The following is a 15,931-nucleotide window of genomic DNA, read 5'->3' as shown; positions in this document are numbered from 1 at the left end:
CGCATCACGTGATCGCGCCATTACCGCACGTCAAATCCCGGACGGCGAGGGCCATTCGGCGCAACCGCGCCGGTTCGTCGATCTGGTCGCCGGCACCTGCCACCGTGGCTAGGCTCGGTCGTAGGACGGCATTTTGACGCGCCTGGTAACAACCGGGGAGAACGCCATTGTCCGAATCACCCTTCACCGCCGGAACGCTTCCGGCCGACGACATCGCCGCCGACGCCGAGCAACGACGGCACCGGCTGTTCGCCACGGCGGATCAGCTCCGGCTCGCCGGGCGCGGGATGGAGGCCCTCCACGTCCTGGCGGCGGAGATCGCGACGAGTCGCAGCGGTGAGCGCCACCGCGCTCACCTGCTCGGCCGCCTGGCGCAGACCGTGGCACTGGAGCAGCCGACCATCGCTCTCGCCGGTCTCCGGGAGGCGCTGAACCTTCGACTGGACGCCCGCAGCCGCAGCACCCTGCTCGCCCTGGTCGCCACGATCGCGGCCCGCACGGGACATCCGGACACCGATGCCCTGCTCCGCGAGGCGGGCACCGCGCACGCCGCGTCGGGTGACCAGTCGTCCGCTCGCCACCTCGCCCTCGGTCGGGCCGCCCGCTCGCTGGCGTACGGCGATCTGCCGGGCGCCCAGGCCGTGCTGGCGGCCCTGGACCCGGACTCCTGGGCGGCACGAGCCGACGCCTCGTCCATCCGGGCCGAACGGATCCTCGTGCAGCTCGGCCTGGGCCGGCATCAGGACGCGCGGACCGCCACCCGCCGGGCGCCCGACGAGGCCGATGTCTCGCGCACCCGGCTGATCGCGCTGGACTGCCTGCGCATGGTGGCCGTGGGAGAGCTGCCCGAGGCGGCCGCACTGGCCGTCACGGCGCTCAGCTCCGGCTCGGCGGACCTCAGTGGCGGGGTGCGTGCCCTGTTGGTCGCGGTGATCGGCGAGGTCCGCTACCGCCGTGGCGAACACGACGACGCACGCGCCATCCTCCGCACCTGCCTCGCCGAGGAACGGTGGCCCGACCGGACGATGTGGAGCCTGGCGTTCTGCGTGGCGGTTCGCGACCCCGCCCTCAGTGCGCCCGCCGGCCTCCTCACCAGGATCGTCGCCGACCTGCACCGGTCGGTCCGGCCGCTCCTGCCGGTGCCGCACGTCGGCCCCCGACTGGTCCGCGCGGCGGTGGCCGCCGGCGACACCCAGGCCGCCCGCCGGGTCACCGAACTGGTCGAGCTGGTGTCCACCCGTACGCCGGTGCCGCTGTGGCAGGCGCTGGCGGACCAGAGCCGGGGGTTGCGTGACGGCGACCCGGACGCGCTCCGGTCGGCAGTCGACAAGCTGCGCACCACCGCCGCTCGGCCGGCGCTGGCCGACGCGTTGCTCGACCTCGCCAACAACCCTCGACTGCGATCCGGGGAGGCGCGCGATGCCGCGTACGAGGCGGCTGCCCTCTACGCCCGGATCGGCGCCCCGGGCGACCAGGCAACTGCCGACCGGCGCTGCGCCGACCTCTCCGCCACCCCGCGCCACCGGCAGTCGATCGACGGGCCGCCAGGCGGGGGCATCGGCGCGCTCACCCCCGCCGAGGAGCGGGTGGCCGAAATGCTCGCCGCCGGCGCGACGAAGAAGGAGGCGGCCAGGAGCCTCTTCGTCTCCTTCCACACCGTGGACACCCAACTCCGCTCCATATATCACAAGCTGGGCATCAACAACCGGATGCAGTTGGCGCGGGCCTGGGAACGGACCAGACGATAATCAACCGATGACCGCACCAGCCGACCTGACCCCGCTCGCCGAAGCCGTGGAGTGCGAATTCATGCACTCCTACGAGTCGCAGGCGCCCGGGCCCACGTACACCGATCTCGGGATCGCGACCACCCGCATCGGCGGCGGTGTCGCCCTCGCCATGCGCAACGATCCCTCCGGCGGGTACTGGAGCAAGGCCCTCGGCTTCGGCACCACCGAGCCGTTCACCGTGCAGATCCTGGATCGCGTCCTCGACTTCTACCGGGAGCAGGGCGTCGACCAGGCCGTCCTCCAGCTCGTTCCGTCGGTGCTGCCCGCGGGCTTCGACGAGGTCGCCGCCGCGCGCGGGCTCGAGCCGGGGAGCACCTGGGTCAAGCTCGCCGGACGCCCCGGCGACGTCGCCGGGGCGCAGACCCGCCTGCGCGTCGGCCCGGTGCCGGCCGACGAGGCGCGGCGCTGGGCCGACGTGCTGCTCGCCGGGTTCGGCATGCCGAGCGGTGGGCTCACCGAGATGCTGGCCGCGACGGTCGGCCAGCCGGCGTGGCGACCGTACGCGGCCTGGAACGACGGCGAGTTGGTGGCGGGCGGCAACCTGTTCCTGCACCGCGAGGCCGCGTCGCTCAACGCCGCCGCCACGGCCTCCGCTCACCGCGGCCTCGGGGCGCAGTCGGCGCTGATCGCCGCCCGCGCCCGAGCCGCCGCCGAGGCGGGATGCCGGTGGCTGTTCGCCGAGACCGGCAAGCCGGCGCCCGGTCAACAGAACCCGTCGCTGAACAACATGCGCCGTGCCGGGCTGGTGCCGCTCTACGAACGCCGCAACTGGGTCTGGCGGGCAACCGCCTAAGGGTCACCTCTCGCTGTCGAGCAACGCCATCATCGGGGTCGCGTACCGCTGGCCGGAGGCGGCACCGGCCGGCACGGCGCGTTCGATCTCGTCCAACGCGTCCTGGTCGAGCACCAGGTCGACAGCGGCCAGCGACTCGGTCAGCCGGTCCCGCCGCCGCGCCCCGACCAACGGCACGATCTGTTCGCCCTGTGCCGCCACCCAGGCGATCGCCACCTGGCTCGTGGTCGCCCCCAGCCGCTGCGCGACCCGGCCGAGCGCGTCCACGAGCCGCAGGTTGGCGGCGAGGTGCTCGCTCTGGAACCGTGGGCTTCTCGCTCGGAAGTCCGTGCCGGGCAGCTCACGGTCCGCCGACCAGTGGCCGCTCAGCAGACCTCGGGACAGCACCCCGTAGGCGGTCAGCCCGATGCCCAGCTCACGCAGCGTCGGCAGAATCGTGGCCTCGGGTCCACGGGAGAGCAGCGAGTACTCGATCTGGACGTCGCTGATCGGCGCCACCGCCGCGGCCCGGCGGATGCTGTCCGCGCCCACCTCGGAGAGCCCGATGTGCCGGATGTAACCGGCCTGCTGCATCTCGAGCAGCGCGCCGACGGTCTCCTCGATCGGCACCTGCGGGTTCAGGCGCGACGGCCGGTAGATGTCGATGTGGTCGGTGCCCAACCGGCGCAGCGAGTACGCCAGCCGGTCCTTCACCGCCGCCGCCGACACGTCGTACGGTGCGGCCTGGAAGCCGCCGTCCGGTGTCCGGCGTGCGCCGAACTTCACGCTGAGCACCACCTCGTCCCGGCGACGCTCCCGCAGCGCCCGGCCGATCAGCAGCTCGTTGTGACCCGACCCGTAGAAGTCCGCGGTGTCGATCAGGTTCACACCAGCGTCGATGGCCGCGTGCAGCGTGGCGATGCTCTCCGCCTCGTCGGCCGGCCCGTACAGGTCGGACATGCCCATCGCGCCGAGCCCGATGATCGATACCTCCGGCCCGGAGGTACCCAAGCGTCGCCGTCGTAGACCCGTCATGTCGCTCGTCTCCTTCGGTCGTCGTCGCGGTGCGTCGTGATCCGGGGGGCACCGCTGTGTACGCTGTGTCCATATAACCAGCAAGTAGACAGTGTGTCCATATAATCGGGAGGACCAGTGGCCGAGCTCACGCCGGATGCCCAGACGCCGCCACGGCGTGGTCGCGGCCGTCGCCCCGCCGATCAGGTACGCGCCGAGATCCTCACGGCCGCCGGTGAACTCCTGCTGGCCGAGGGCATGGCCGGCTTCACCATCGAGAAGGTCGCGACCCACGCCGGAGCCAGCCGGATGACCATCTACAAATGGTGGCCCTCCAAGGGGGCGCTCGCCCTGGACGGCTACTTCACGGTCGTCGCGCCCACCCTGGCCTTCGCCGACACCGCCGACATCGTCGCCGACCTGACCAACCAACTCGTCGCCTTCGTCCACCTCGTGCGCGACACCACCGCCGGGCGGGTCATCAGCCAACTCATCGGGCAGGCGCAGACCGACCCGGAACTCGCCGCCGCCTACCGCGAGCGCTACTCCGGCCCCCGTCGGGCCCTCGCCGTCGAAACCCTCACCCGGGCCATGGCCCGGGGCCAGCTACGCGCCGACATCGACAGCGAATCCGTCGTCGACCAACTGTGGGGCGCCTGCTACCACCGGCTCCTCATCGCCGACCTGCCGCTCACCGAGGAGTTCGCCCGCACCCTTGTCGACAACCTCATCCGCGGACTGCGCTGACCTGGGCGCGCATCGTCAGCCCCCGCTGATAGGGAGGTCGATGATGTCAAGCCTGGCGAGGAGTGCGACGAGGGCGATGACCGCGACCAGTGCCCAACTCAGGGGGTTACCGAAGTTCAGCGTCCAGTGCATTCCCGCTCGCCGGTGGACGAGGATGGCGGGGTCGCGCCGGTTGAGGTAGATCATTCCGGCTATGTGCCAGTAGGCGTCGTCGTCGCGCTGAACGTATCGGGATTCATCGTCATGCTCGTCGGCGACGGGCAGTCGATGGCCCGCGTCGCCGGCGCGGACGGCGAAGGCCGCCCATGCCGCCATAGCCGCGGCGAGCGGAAGGTAGCTGACGAGTGTCACTTCGAGTGTGGGTTCGAGGATCTCCCAGACCTGCAGGGCAGCCACGAGCAGGCTCGCGTTGGCGCAGCCGGCCGAGATGATCAGTAGTCGAAGGGTGCCGGTGAGGTAGGCCCGGTACCTGGTGGCTGAGCTGACCGGTTGCTCGGCGTCGAGTTCAGGTCGGGCGCGTGGGATGGCAAGGGTGAGGATCACGATCAGCAGGATGATCAACAGCTGCGCGGTGACGGTGGCGAACGCGAAGCTGACGGTTGTTGCGCTGCGGCGGCCGGCGTCGACCGTCAGCCCGTTGGGCGTGGGCAGAGTCGGGGGCAGATAACGATAGCGCCACGCGCCGATAGCGGCGGTCACCCCGAGAAGCGCCACGGCCGGCGTGAGGAGTATCCACGGTGGACGTACCGGGTTGGTACGCAGGGACGTGTCGGCGGTAATTCCCGGACGGGTATCGGCGTACCAGTCTCCGTCGCGCTTGCCTGCGGTGACCGATCGGTGCGCGCGGTAGCCCAGCGCGCAGTAGCACGCGAGCGAGACAGGAAGCACCAGTTCCGGTCTGGGATGCCGGTCGAGACCCAGCTCGGCGACGAGGAGGGCACCGAAGGTCGCTGTGCCGAGCAGCAAGACGTCGCGGTTGTAGCGGCGGCGTGCATGCACGATCACCGGTTCGGCGGCGCGTGCCTTTGGTATTCGGACCCCGAACGGCAAGGTGGGCCGAGCGAGCGCCGGTGCCGCCCAGAACGCGGCCGTGGTTAGCGCGCTCAGGGCCAGGATGAGCAACGTCGGGTATGTCATGACGAAGTCGCCTCCTTCGTGCCGAACGAGGAGAGGACCGCGTTGCTGCTGCGGATCACCTCGTCGGCGTCCAGTCCGAGGACGAGGGCCTCGGCGAGCAGCGTGCGTAGCCGCTGCTGCCACTCGTCGGCAAAGCCGGGCTCGGGAGGTCCGGATCGGACGTCCCGGCGGACGACCGCACCGCTCTTGCGGTTGACGCGGATGATCCCTTGCGCCCGGAGAAGGTCGTAGGCCTTGCTCACCGTGTGGAAGTTGATTCCCAGATCTGCGCCGAGCTGCCGGGTTGAGGGCAAGGCGCTGCCCTCGGTGAGGGCGTCGTCCGCGATCGCCTCGACAATCCGGTCGCGAATCTGCTGGTAGATCGGCACCTCGCTGTCGAGGTCAAGAGTCAGCAGCACCTGGCTATGGTATCTGATATACACTTACTAGAACAGATGGCACAGCGATGAGGGGTGGGAGATCCATGGCGACGATGAAGGTCATCGGCAACGAACTCCACGTGCGGTTCAGCGGATGGGAGCGGCCGGCGGTCTGGCGGGCGAGCCTGGTCGTCCCGCTGGCCGCCGTCCGGCGGATCGAGGGCATCGACAAACCACTGGGACACGTTCGCGGCGGCAGGATGGGCTTCCTGATCAGCGGTGTGGTGAAAGTCGGTGTCTGGGGGCTGGGCACCGGAAGCCTCCAACTCGTCTCCGTCCGGCGCAACGTCGGCGCGCTACGGGTCACGCTCGACCGGAAGGTCTCGGGCGGACGCTTCGAAGAACTGCTGATCAGCACGAAGAGCGCGGACAAGGTGGCTGAAGAGATCGGCGCGAGGGCCGACTCGTGATCGGGGACGGTCTGCGGATCGACGTGCGACAGTTGACCAAGCGCTTCGGTTCCGTAACCGCGGTTAGTGATCTCACGTTCTCCGTGGCACCGGGGGTGGTGACAGGCTTCCTCGGCCCGAACGGCGCCGGCAAGACCACGACGATGCGGATGATCCTCGGACTGGTCGAACCCACAGCGGGAGTCGCGACCATCGGGGGGACCCGGTACTGTGACCTGCCGCAGCCGCCGGTCACCGTGGGCGCGGTGCTCGACGGCGCCAGCGGCGCCCACCCGGCGTGCAGCGGTCGCGATCATCTGCGCATCTACGCGACGATGAGCCGCCTGCCACTCCACCGGGTCGACGCGGTTCTCGACCAGTTGCGGCTGACCGCGTTCGCCGACCGGCCCGCCGGCGAGTACTCCACCGGGATGAGACAACGTCTCAGCCTGGCCACGGCGCTGCTCGGCGACCCCCGCGTGCTGCTGCTCGACGAGCCGGGCAACGGCCTGGATCCCCAGGGGATGGCATGGTTACGAGACCTGCTGCAGGGGCTCGCCGCCGAGGGCCGCACCATCCTGGTCTCCAGCCACGTCCTCAGCGAGATCGAACAGATCGCCGCCGACGTCGTGGTCATTCGTGACGGCCAGCTGGTCACCCCCGCATCCGTCGCGGAGCTGTCCATCGCGGCCGGCGCCGCCGTGCTCGTCAGATCGCCCGAGGCCGAGCGGCTCGCACACGCCCTAGGCGCGCGGACCGCCCTCACCGGCGGGGTGATCGAGCGGAAAGGCGTGGATCTGCTTCGGGTGACCGGGTTCTCCACCGTCGCGATCGCCGAACTCGCGGCGGCCCATGGCCTGGCCGTGCACGAGCTCACCCCCGAGCGATCCGGTCTGGAACAAATCTTCCTGACGTTGACCGCCCACACCGAAAGAGCCCTCTCATGATTGCGCTCGTCGCGGCCGAGATCCGCCGGCTGCAATCCACCCGGCTCTGGCTCTGGGCACTGGTTGCCGCGCTGGCCTGCGGCGGCGGGCTGGTCGGCCTCATTGTTCTCATCGGCCCGCACAACGCCCAGCCCCCAATGCCAGGATTGGAGACCCCGGACGGCGTCCGCAGCGTACTGGGCATCGTGACCGTCACCGTGCTGGTGCCCGCGGTGCTCGGCACCATCGCCATGACCTCGGAATATCGACACCGTACGATCAGCACCACTTTCCTGTTCGCGCCGCGACGATGGCGGATCCTCACCGCGAAGCTCATCGCCTTCGCCCTCGGGGGCACGGGCTACGGACTCACCGTCGCGATCTCGGCCGGCCTCGCTCTCTACGGCATCGCTGCCCTCCAAGGCATACCAATCGGCCTCGGCACCGCGACCGTTGTCGAACTACTCCTGCGCCTCGTCGTGACCATGGCTATCTACACCGTGCTGGGAGTAGGCATCGGGGCGCTGCTGCGCAACCAGGTCGCCGCACTCGCCGTCGTCGTCGGTTACCTCTACTTCATCGAACTCGCCATCCTCGCCATCCCCGGCGTCAGCACGGTGTATCCCATTCTCCCAGGTGGAGCGACCGCGTCCCTTACCAACTTCGGCTACCTCACCGACGCGATGGCCCAGCAAACAGGACAGCCAAGCGGGCAACTCCTTTCCACCCCGGTCGGCGCACTCGTCCTAGCCGGCTACGCACTCCTGGCCGCCACGCTGGCCGTCGCCTTCCCGCTTCGCCGCGACATCACCTGAAGACCGCCGACAATTACCCGAAGTGAGTTCCGCAATAGAATCTACTTTCGGGTCTCGAGAGCGGGGGTGTGGGTGAACGACGTCGCCCACACCCCGCCCTGCGCCACTGGCCTCGTGTCAGTAGACGACCTTGCCGTGGACGATCAACTTGCCCGCTTCCAGGATTTCGAGCTTGACGAGTGAGCCACCGGGATGGTCGAAGAGCCGAACGCCGTCTCCGAGGAGCACGGGGGTGATGTAGACGAGGATTTCGTCGAGCACACCGAGTTCGATGCATTGCTTGGCCACGTTGGCACCGAGCACGCTGACCAGTTTGTCTCCGGCGGCCTCCTTGGCCAGGGAGATGGCCTTCTCGAGATTGTCAACGAAGGTCACGTCGGGTTCGGAGTCTTTCGGTACGTGATGGGTGACCACGAAGGTCGGGCCGGTGTACTGCCCTTCGTAGCCGCCCTCTTTTTCGGTTCCGGCATTGGGGTCGTCACCGCGGTAAGTGCGATTTCCGCTCAGCACCGCGCCGACCTGTTTCACAAGTTCGTTGGTCTGGGACGACTCGGACGAGGACGTATCCGTTTCGGCGTCCTCGGATGCGGAGTCGTCTGCGAGCCAGGACATGTCTCCGTCCGGACCGGCGATGAAGCCGTCGAGCGACATACTGCACTGGTACTGCAACTTGCCCATCGAATACCCTCCGCAGGTTGAGTCGGTGACTGATGGAATTGAATGCTATTGACACCCGATTTCGAGCATGCCGAAGAATGTTTGTCCAGCCATATTGCGAACACCAGGCGGATCGATGTCCGCGCGGCGGAGTAGTGCCGTTTGTCTACCCGGCCAAGTTCGGATCGGTAACGTTCAGTGGCCGTTCGAAGAAGGTCTCTAGCACGACGATGGTCTCGGTACCGGTGACGCCGTCGATGTCGAAGGCTTGCCGCAGCACAGCCTGTAGCTGCTCGGGGGTCGAGGTGCGGACCTTTACCAGGAGCGACGCCGACCCGGCGATGATGTGGGCCTCCTGGATCTCGGGGATAGCCGCGAGCGCGTCGCGGGTCGGCGGATTGCCCATCCACGCATTGGCCTGAAGCATGACGAATGCGAGCACACCGCAGTTGACGGCGGCTGGGTCGACATCGATGGTGGTACGCCGGATGACCCCCCGTTCGCGCAGCTTGCGCACTCGCTCGTGGGCAGACCCCGCCGACAACCCCACCCTCTTGCCGAGATCCGCATACGCCTGCGTGGCGTCGGCCTGCAACGCCGCCAGCAGCGCCAGGTCTATTTCGTCCACCGCAGCCCCCATCTTCAGAACGTGAGTTAGGCAAAGCTGCTGTTGACCATATCAGATTCGGAAATGTTAGCATCTTGACGAATGGTGATCAGATCACGACAAGGAGCCCGCGATGACTGAGACCATCCCCGCCCAGTTCCAGGTGCTCGACGAACGCTTCCAGTGCATCAACGGCGACTTCGTCCTCGAACGCCTACACACCGGCTCACGCAAGACCGAAGGCCCGGCCTACTACCCGGCCGGGCGCTACCTGGTGTGGAGCGACATCCCCAATGACCGGCTTCTGCGCTGGGACGAGACCACCGGCGCCGTCGGCATCTTCCGCCACTCCTCCGGTTACGCCAACGGCAACACCATCGACCGGCAGGGCCGGCTCGTCACCTGCGAGCAGGGCAATCGGCGCGTCACCCGCACCGAACACGACGGTGCCGTCACTGTGCTGGCCGAGCGGTACCAGGGCAAGCGGTTCAACAGCCCAAATGATGTGGTCGTGCGCGCCGACGGCACGATCTGGTTCACCGACCCGAGCTACGGGATCTCCAGCGACTACGAGGGCAACAAGGCCGACAGCGAGTTCGGTGGCGCCTGCTACGTCTTCCGTCTCGACCCAGCCACCGGTGACCTACGGGTGGTCGCCGACGACTTCTGCCGCCCCAACGGCCTAGCCTTCTCCCAAGACGAGCAGCAGCTGTACATTGCGGACACTCGGCAGGAACCCAGCCACATCCGCGTCTTCGACGTCGCCGCCGGGGGCGCCCTGACAGGCGGAAGGATCTTCGCCGAATGCGACAACGGACGTTTCGACGGCGTCCGGTTGGATGAGGCTGGCCGGGTCTGGGCCGCCGCGTGGGACGGCGTGCACTGTTTCGACACGGACGGCACCCTCATCGGCAAGCTCCTGTTGCCCGAATCGGTCGCCAACCTCACCTTCGGGGGTCCGAAGCGCAACTGTCTCTTCATCACCGCCGGGACCAGCGTGTACATGTTGCGGGTCACTGTCAACGGCGCCTGCTACCCCCAGGCGTCCGGAATCGAGCGGTCATGAACGACATCGCGACCGCCGGGCGGACCCGGCACCACCTCGCGCGGAAACTGGGCCTCGACGCGAGGGTGCTGCGTCAGGCCGGATGCTCGCCCGCGCGCTCATGCGGCTCGGCGACCAGCACGCGGCCGAGCACCACGTACAGCGAGTCATCACGATGACTCACCGGCAGCACGCCGATCGGTAAGGGTCTGACCCCGTGGGCGGGGCTCACTTGGGCGGCTTCGCCCCCGACTGCTCGCTCACCATGTACGCCGCGTACCAGTCGGGCCAGTTGTCGTCGTGCTCCCCCGTACGTTTCTCGTGCTCACCGTGTGCGTCGGCCGCGCGCCGCAGCGCGCTCGCCAGGTCGCTCACGGAGCCGAACGACGTCAAGCCACCCTCGATGCGCCCGGGAAGCCTGTCCGTGATCTCCTGCATCAGCCAGGTGTTGCCGTCCGGGTCGCGCAACGTGGCGCGGGAGACGTAGCTGCGCCGCTCCGGGTCCGGCCCGTCGACCGGGCCGTCCGGGCTGACATGGAAGACGTCGCCGACCTCGACACCGGCGGCGACGAGGGTGTCCCGGGCCGCCTCGATGTCGGACACGATCAGGTACGCCATGGCCGAGCCGGGCGCTGCCGACGTGAGCCCAGGGCCGAACTGTACGGAGCACGCGGAGCCGTGCGGCGTCAGCTGGACGATGCCGGGCGGGGTCTGGTCGAGCCGCCATCCCAGCCGTTGGTAGAACGTCTTCGACAGGTCGACATCCGAGACCGGGATGACGATCACCTCAAGCTTGACGTCGAGGCTCTCGATGCGCGACGTCGCACTCGCGTCGCCCTGGGCCACCTTCGGGCTCATCGCCGCCTCCCTTCCTGATCGTCACGCTACTGCTTGCGCCAGTGCGCGGCGCCGGCTTCCCGGCATCAGCCCGGCTCCGGCACATGCCAGCTCAGCCCTCGGCCTCCTGGCCGGTCGCCGGGAGGCTCGCCACGCCACGGGCCAGCGCGTCCCTGAAGTCGCGGTACCGGTCGGGGCCGAGCGTGTCGGCGAGTTGCTGCTCGATCAGGTGTACGAAGCCGTCGGATGCCGCCATCAAGCTGAGACCCCGCTCCGTCGGCACGATCAACTTTGCCCGACGGTCGGCCGGGTCGGGCGCACGCCTGACGTATCCCAGTCGCTCCAACTCGTCGAGGATCGCGCCCATCGTCTGCTTGTTGCGCCCGGCCAGCCGGGCCAGCTCGCCGGGGCGGGTGCCCTCGGTGTCCAGGTACGCGAGGACCGCGCCGTGCCGGGGCCGCACGTCGTCAAACCCCTGCTCGGCGGAGCGTCGGAAGATCTCCCGCTGGACGCGCGCGGAGAGCTGCACGGCCAGGATCCCGAGGTCGGGGTCCTGTTCCTTCAGTGTGCTGCGCTTCATAATTTGGTCCAATCATTGGACTGTACAACTTATGGACTATATCGTCGGTGCCGGCGACCGGTGGTCCGACCTCGGTCCGCCTGACCGAGAGGATGACCATGACCATTCTGATAACCGGGGCAAACGGCACTGTGTCGCGGGAGGTGCTGCGGGAGCTGGCCGGCAAGCAGCCGCTCCGCGCCCTCGTGCGGGACGCGTCGCGCACGCCGGGGCTCGACGGGGTCGAGTACGTCGTCGGTGACCTGGACCGACCCACCACCCTGATCCCGGCGTTCGAGGGCGTGACAACACTCTGGCTGCTGATGCCGATGGGCCCGCTGGCACCGAGCCAGAGCATGAACGCGGTGTGGGCGGCCCGGCAGGCCGGCGTGCGGCACATCGTCCGGCTCTCCGCGATCGGGGCCGCGCACGACGCGCCCACCCGCAACGGCCGACTGCACGCGCTCTCCGACGCCGAGCTACAGGCGTCGGGCATCCCCTGGACGATCCTGCGACCGAGCCACTTTATGCAGAACCTGCTCGGCGCCAAGGCCGGTGAGCACCTCTACGGCCTCTTCGGTGCCGCGAAGGTCGGCCTGATCGACGCCCGGGACATCGCCGCCGCCGGGGCAGCGATCCTCGCCGCGCCACAGCAGCACGAGGGCAAGATCTACACGCCCACCGGCCCGGAGAGCATCACCCTGGACCAGGCGGCCGACGAGATCGCCAGCGCGCTCGGCCAGCCGGTGCGCTACGTGCCGCAGAGCCCGGAACAGGCACGCGACGGTCTGCTCCAGGCCGGCCTCGACGAGTGGTCGGCCGAGGTCCTCGCCGAGTACCGGGTCGCCTACGGCTCCGGGTGGGGCGACTTCACCAACGACCATGTCGAGCGGATCGTCGGCCGGCAGCCGCGGACCTTCGCCGAGTTCGCCCGCGATCACCGTGAGCACTTCGCCAGCGTCTGATCCGTCGACAGCTCGGCGCGGTGCCCTCCGGAGCGATTCCATCGGAGGGCACCGCGGTGCGTGCCGGCTGGCGCCCCTACAACGCGGGGTGGCCGAAGAGGCCCGGCAGTCCCCCGCTGTGCAGGAAGACGACCCGGTCGCCGCGCGGGAAGCTGCCGGCCAACAGCGCCGCCATCGCCCGACCGGTGTACGTCGGGTCCAGGAAGACCCCCTCCGTTCGCGCGGTCACCTCCAGCGCCGCCCGCACGGCGTCGGTCAGCGTGCGGTACCCGGCACCCACCTGGGTACCGTCGATCCGCAGCGCGTCCGGCTCGACCTCGCCGACGAGCAGCCCGGCGACGGTCGCCCGGGGGTCCGGCACGGCGCCGACATCCACGCCGATCACCCGCTGCGCACCCAACTCCCGCACCAGACCGGCCATCGTCCCGCCGGAGCCGAGCGCCGCCACCACCTCGACCCCGTCGACGGTCGGCAGCTGGGCCCGCAGCTCCCGACCACAGTCCACATAACCCTGGATCGACGCGGGTGAGGTGCCGCCGAACGGGATGATGTACGCCGATCGTCGCTCCGCCTCGACCGCCACCACCTCGGCGAGCGGACCGTCTCCGGCCCAGACGATCTCCGTGCCGGCGAGCCCGTCGAGCAGCAGGTTGCCTCGCCTGCTCTCCGGGGGCGGGCCGGCGAGCACCAGCACGCAGGAGAGGCCAAGCCTCGCGGCCGCGGCAGCGGTGAGCCGTGCGTGGTTGCTCTGCGGCGCCCCGGAGGTGATCAGCGTGGTGGCGCCGTCGGCGATCGCCTGCGCGCAGGTGTACTGGAGCTTGCGGATCTTGTTGCCGCCTCCCCCGAGGCCGTTGAGGTCGTCACGCTTGAACCAGAGCTCGGCCAGCCCCAGCCGGGCGGCAAGCCGGGGCGCGGCCTCCAACGGCGTCGGCCACGTACCGAGGGGAACGGGTGTGATCATCCGTGCAGCTAATCACCCCACAGTTCGGTACGCAGCTGCACAACGCCACAGGCAGCGCCACGGCCAAATGCCAGCCATGCCGGCTTCTCGCGAAGCGTGACGGTCATAACTGCCCGGAGTAGCGTGCCAGGTGGAGGTCCGCCTGGGTAGCCAGCAGGCCGCCAAACGGGTCCTCTATCCCGAAGGCAGGCACGCCGTGACTGACCCGTCGTTCGCCGAGCGGATGCGACAACTTCGCGACGCGCAGCACATCTCCCTGCGCAACCTCGCCAAGATCACCTACCACGGTAAGACGTACCTGCACGAGTTGGAGACCGGCATGAAAACGCCCACCGCCCAAGTCGCGCAGCGCATCGACGACGCGCTCAACGCCGCCGGTGAACTCGTCTCCCTCGCCGCTCAGCCCACCATCCGCCGCCGCGAATTCGTGGCCGCCGCCGGACTCGCCGCCGCCCTACCGCACACACTGCTCGGCCACGGCCGGCACGTCGGAACCGGCACTGCCAGACGGCTCGCCGAGCGCACGGCCCGACTTCGCCGCCTCGACAACTTCCTCGGCGGTGCCGACACCCACCACCTCTACACCGCCGAAGCCGACGCCACCACCCGGCTCATCCACGACGGCTCTTACAGCGAACCCGTCGGCCGGCAACTCCTGACCGTCCTCGCCGAGCAAACTCAGCTCGCCGGATGGGCGGCATTCGACGCCGGCCGGCACGCCGACGCAGAACGGTTGTACCGGACTAGTCTCTCCGCCGCCCGCGACGCAAACGAGTACGCCCTCGCCGGTAACGCGTACGCGTTCCTCGCCTACCAACAGCTGGCCCTCGGCCAGCCCGCCTCCGATACCGCCACGGCCGGGTGCGAGGCCGCCGCAGCCGCCACCCCAACTGTTAGGGCGTTGCTGCACCTGCGGGCCGCCTGGGCGTACGCCGTCGGGGGCAACGCAGCTGCGGCGGACCAGCAGCTCGCGCTTGGCACCACGTGTCTCAGCGAGCACGACGACCGACCCGAACCCGACTGGGTGTACTGGGTAGACCAGGCGGAAGGCGAGATCATGACCGGGCGGTGTTGGACAGTCCTGCGCCGGCCGATGCGCGCCATCCCCGTGCTGGAACACGCCCTCGCCCGGTTCGATGACACTTACTCCCGCGACAAAGCCCTCTACCTGTCGTGGCTGGCAGACGCCTACCTCGACGCCAACGAGGTTGAGCACGCGTGCGCCACCGCTGCTGCCGCAGTCCGGCTCGCAGGTGGGGTTGGGTCGGTGCGCCCAGCGCAACGCCTGAACTCATTCCTCAACCGGATTGAGCCCCATGCCGGGATGCAATGCGTGGCTGAGCTTCGATCCTTGGCCGCCGAGATGTCTACTCGCCCTCGACTGTCCGTGTGATCCACGCCAGGTAGGCGGTCGAGCCGCGAACGATTGGCACGGCGGCGACCTGCGGGTTGTCCCACGGGTGGGCGTCGATCAGATACGCCTCCAATTGCGGGTACCGGTCGGTCGTGGTGTACAGCAGCAGCTGCCACTCTTCGCTTGTGCCCTGCTCGCCGAGGTGCCAGAACACGGACGCCACCGGCCCGGCCACCTGCGCGCCCGCCGCCAGGCGGGCCGCTGTTGCCCCTCCGGCCAGCGTCATCGCCGCATCGCGGGTCGGCGTGGCTGTTGACACCTGCACGTAGTCGCTCACCGGCACAGGCTAACGGGGCGGGTGTCCGCGGACAGGTACGGACAGTCGGCGGACAGCTACACCCGTCTGACCACCGCTGATCACCCGTAACGTCCCAGCCACGGGACGGCGGTGGTGAACATCCGAACCCGTGCGATGTGTACGACCACTACCGCCGTTCCGCCGAAGGGCGGGGGCGTCCGTGCCGGACCTGACCGGGCGCCCCTCAGCCACTGACGGAGGGTGCCCCACCGATGATGCTTCCGCTCCCGACCACCATTCGGGCGGCACTGGATGCCGAACGCGACCGAGGTCGGCAGGCAGTCGCTGCCCTCGACCGTCGGCTCGGCGGTCAGCACACGCCACGCCGGCCTCAGTGGGACTGCGACACTTGCGAGCAGGCTTGGCCGTGCGACCCCGCGCGGGTGCGTCTCGCCGAGGCATACGGCCGAGACCGGATCGGCTTGGCCATGTACTGCGGTGCCTTGTATCCGGTGGCAAACGCTGAACTGTCGGGCTCGACAGCAGGTGAGTTGTGGGAGCGGTTCGTCGGCTGGACGCGCTGACCGTACACCGTGGGCTCTATCCACCGCGGTGATCAGGGGTTACACCATTCCGATT

At 69.1% G+C, this 15,931-nt stretch carries 18 protein-coding genes; 9 read left to right on the top strand and 9 right to left on the bottom strand.

The features are described from left to right. The first annotated feature begins 167 nt into the window (after positions 1-167). The gene (locus IW248_RS06170) at positions 168-1,748 is read left to right on the top strand and encodes a helix-turn-helix transcriptional regulator (protein WP_196926069.1); all 1,581 of its coding nucleotides are present in this window, start codon (positions 168-170) and stop codon (positions 1,746-1,748) included. 7 nt (positions 1,749-1,755) lie between these two features. Beyond that, positions 1,756-2,583 (top strand): GNAT family N-acetyltransferase, encoded by an 828-nt coding sequence (locus IW248_RS06165; protein WP_196926068.1) that lies wholly within the window; start codon positions 1,756-1,758, stop codon positions 2,581-2,583. A gap of 3 nt (positions 2,584-2,586) precedes the next feature. Here IW248_RS06165 and IW248_RS06160 read toward each other — a convergent pair whose 3' ends face one another. Then, entirely contained in the window at positions 2,587-3,597 is a 1,011-nt protein-coding gene (locus IW248_RS06160; protein ID WP_196926067.1) for an aldo/keto reductase, read from the bottom strand. A gap of 117 nt (positions 3,598-3,714) precedes the next feature. Here IW248_RS06160 and IW248_RS06155 point away from each other — a divergent pair, with 117 nt between their 5' ends. Then, on the top strand, positions 3,715-4,323 hold the full coding sequence (locus IW248_RS06155) for a TetR/AcrR family transcriptional regulator (RefSeq protein ID WP_307787783.1): 609 nt from the start codon (positions 3,715-3,717) through the stop codon (positions 4,321-4,323). Positions 4,324-4,338: 15 nt separating this feature from the next. On the opposite strand, the gene IW248_RS06150 is transcribed toward IW248_RS06155, so the two are convergent. Both IW248_RS06150 and IW248_RS06145 read right to left on the bottom strand, forming a co-directional pair. Next, the gene (locus IW248_RS06150) at positions 4,339-5,460 is read right to left on the bottom strand and encodes a DUF1648 domain-containing protein (protein ID WP_196926066.1); all 1,122 of its coding nucleotides are present in this window, start codon (positions 5,458-5,460) and stop codon (positions 4,339-4,341) included. Then, positions 5,457-5,858: a GntR family transcriptional regulator gene (locus tag IW248_RS06145; RefSeq protein ID WP_124819230.1), complete on the bottom strand. Its 402-nt coding sequence runs from the start codon at positions 5,856-5,858 to the stop codon at positions 5,457-5,459. The genes IW248_RS06150 and IW248_RS06145 overlap by 4 nt, the downstream gene beginning before the upstream one ends. A 65-nt stretch (positions 5,859-5,923) precedes the next feature. Between IW248_RS06145 and IW248_RS06140 the strand changes: the two genes are divergently transcribed. From IW248_RS06140 to IW248_RS06130, 3 genes are read left to right on the top strand one after another with little or no spacing between them, the layout of a single operon-like run. Then, a complete protein-coding gene (locus IW248_RS06140) occupies positions 5,924-6,289 on the top strand; it encodes a hypothetical protein (RefSeq protein ID WP_196926065.1) in 366 nt (121 codons plus the stop codon). Beyond that, the gene (locus IW248_RS06135; RefSeq protein WP_196926064.1) at positions 6,286-7,215 is read left to right on the top strand and encodes an ABC transporter ATP-binding protein; all 930 of its coding nucleotides are present in this window, start codon (positions 6,286-6,288) and stop codon (positions 7,213-7,215) included. The genes IW248_RS06140 and IW248_RS06135 overlap by 4 nt, the downstream gene beginning before the upstream one ends. Further along, positions 7,212-8,009: an ABC transporter permease gene (locus IW248_RS06130; protein WP_124819236.1), complete on the top strand. Its 798-nt coding sequence runs from the start codon at positions 7,212-7,214 to the stop codon at positions 8,007-8,009. Before IW248_RS06135 ends, IW248_RS06130 begins: the two co-directional genes overlap by 4 nt. 117 nt (positions 8,010-8,126) lie before the next feature. Here the strand turns inward: IW248_RS06130 and IW248_RS06125 are convergent, their stop codons facing one another. Both IW248_RS06125 and IW248_RS06120 read right to left on the bottom strand, forming a co-directional pair. Further along, positions 8,127-8,687: a dihydrofolate reductase family protein gene (locus IW248_RS06125; RefSeq protein WP_196926063.1), complete on the bottom strand. Its 561-nt coding sequence runs from the start codon at positions 8,685-8,687 to the stop codon at positions 8,127-8,129. Positions 8,688-8,832: 145 nt separating this feature from the next. Continuing rightward, positions 8,833-9,306: an Lrp/AsnC family transcriptional regulator gene (locus IW248_RS06120; RefSeq protein ID WP_196926062.1), complete on the bottom strand. Its 474-nt coding sequence runs from the start codon at positions 9,304-9,306 to the stop codon at positions 8,833-8,835. 100 nt (positions 9,307-9,406) lie between these two features. Between IW248_RS06120 and IW248_RS06115 the strand changes: the two genes are divergently transcribed. Further along, positions 9,407-10,339, top strand: coding sequence for an SMP-30/gluconolactonase/LRE family protein (locus IW248_RS06115; protein ID WP_196926061.1), 933 nt, complete (start codon positions 9,407-9,409; stop codon positions 10,337-10,339). A gap of 207 nt (positions 10,340-10,546) precedes the next feature. Here IW248_RS06115 and IW248_RS06110 read toward each other — a convergent pair whose 3' ends face one another. Together IW248_RS06110 and IW248_RS06105 are read right to left on the bottom strand one after the other, a co-directional pair. Then, positions 10,547-11,176: a VOC family protein gene (locus IW248_RS06110; RefSeq protein WP_196926060.1), complete on the bottom strand. Its 630-nt coding sequence runs from the start codon at positions 11,174-11,176 to the stop codon at positions 10,547-10,549. Positions 11,177-11,267: 91 nt separating this feature from the next. Further along, on the bottom strand, positions 11,268-11,735 hold the full coding sequence (locus IW248_RS06105) for a MarR family winged helix-turn-helix transcriptional regulator (protein WP_196926059.1): 468 nt from the start codon (positions 11,733-11,735) through the stop codon (positions 11,268-11,270). A 98-nt stretch (positions 11,736-11,833) separates the two neighbouring features. Between IW248_RS06105 and IW248_RS06100 the strand changes: the two genes are divergently transcribed. Beyond that, positions 11,834-12,679: an NAD(P)H-binding protein gene (locus IW248_RS06100; RefSeq protein WP_196926058.1), complete on the top strand. Its 846-nt coding sequence runs from the start codon at positions 11,834-11,836 to the stop codon at positions 12,677-12,679. Positions 12,680-12,755: 76 nt separating this feature from the next. On the opposite strand, the gene IW248_RS06095 is transcribed toward IW248_RS06100, so the two are convergent. Then, complete coding sequence (locus IW248_RS06095) at positions 12,756-13,640, bottom strand: pyridoxal-phosphate dependent enzyme (protein ID WP_196926057.1); 885 nt, start codon at positions 13,638-13,640, stop codon at positions 12,756-12,758. 196 nt (positions 13,641-13,836) lie between these two features. On the opposite strand from IW248_RS06095, the gene IW248_RS06090 reads away from it, so the two are divergent. Beyond that, complete coding sequence (locus tag IW248_RS06090) at positions 13,837-15,033, top strand: helix-turn-helix domain-containing protein (RefSeq protein ID WP_504739300.1); 1,197 nt, start codon at positions 13,837-13,839, stop codon at positions 15,031-15,033. Here IW248_RS06090 and cutA read toward each other — a convergent pair. Next, positions 15,008-15,280 (bottom strand): divalent-cation tolerance protein CutA, encoded by a 273-nt coding sequence (gene cutA / locus IW248_RS06085; protein WP_231396802.1) that lies wholly within the window; start codon positions 15,278-15,280, stop codon positions 15,008-15,010. The two genes, IW248_RS06090 and cutA, sit on opposite strands and share 26 nt — an antisense overlap. Positions 15,281-15,931: the final 651 nt, after the last annotated feature.

This window comes from Micromonospora ureilytica (assembly GCF_015751765.1).
GTDB classification, from domain to species: Bacteria; Actinomycetota; Actinomycetes; order Mycobacteriales; family Micromonosporaceae; genus Micromonospora; species Micromonospora ureilytica.
The sequence above is the reverse complement of the archived record's forward strand: the minus strand, read 5'-3'. Positions and strand labels throughout refer to the sequence as shown.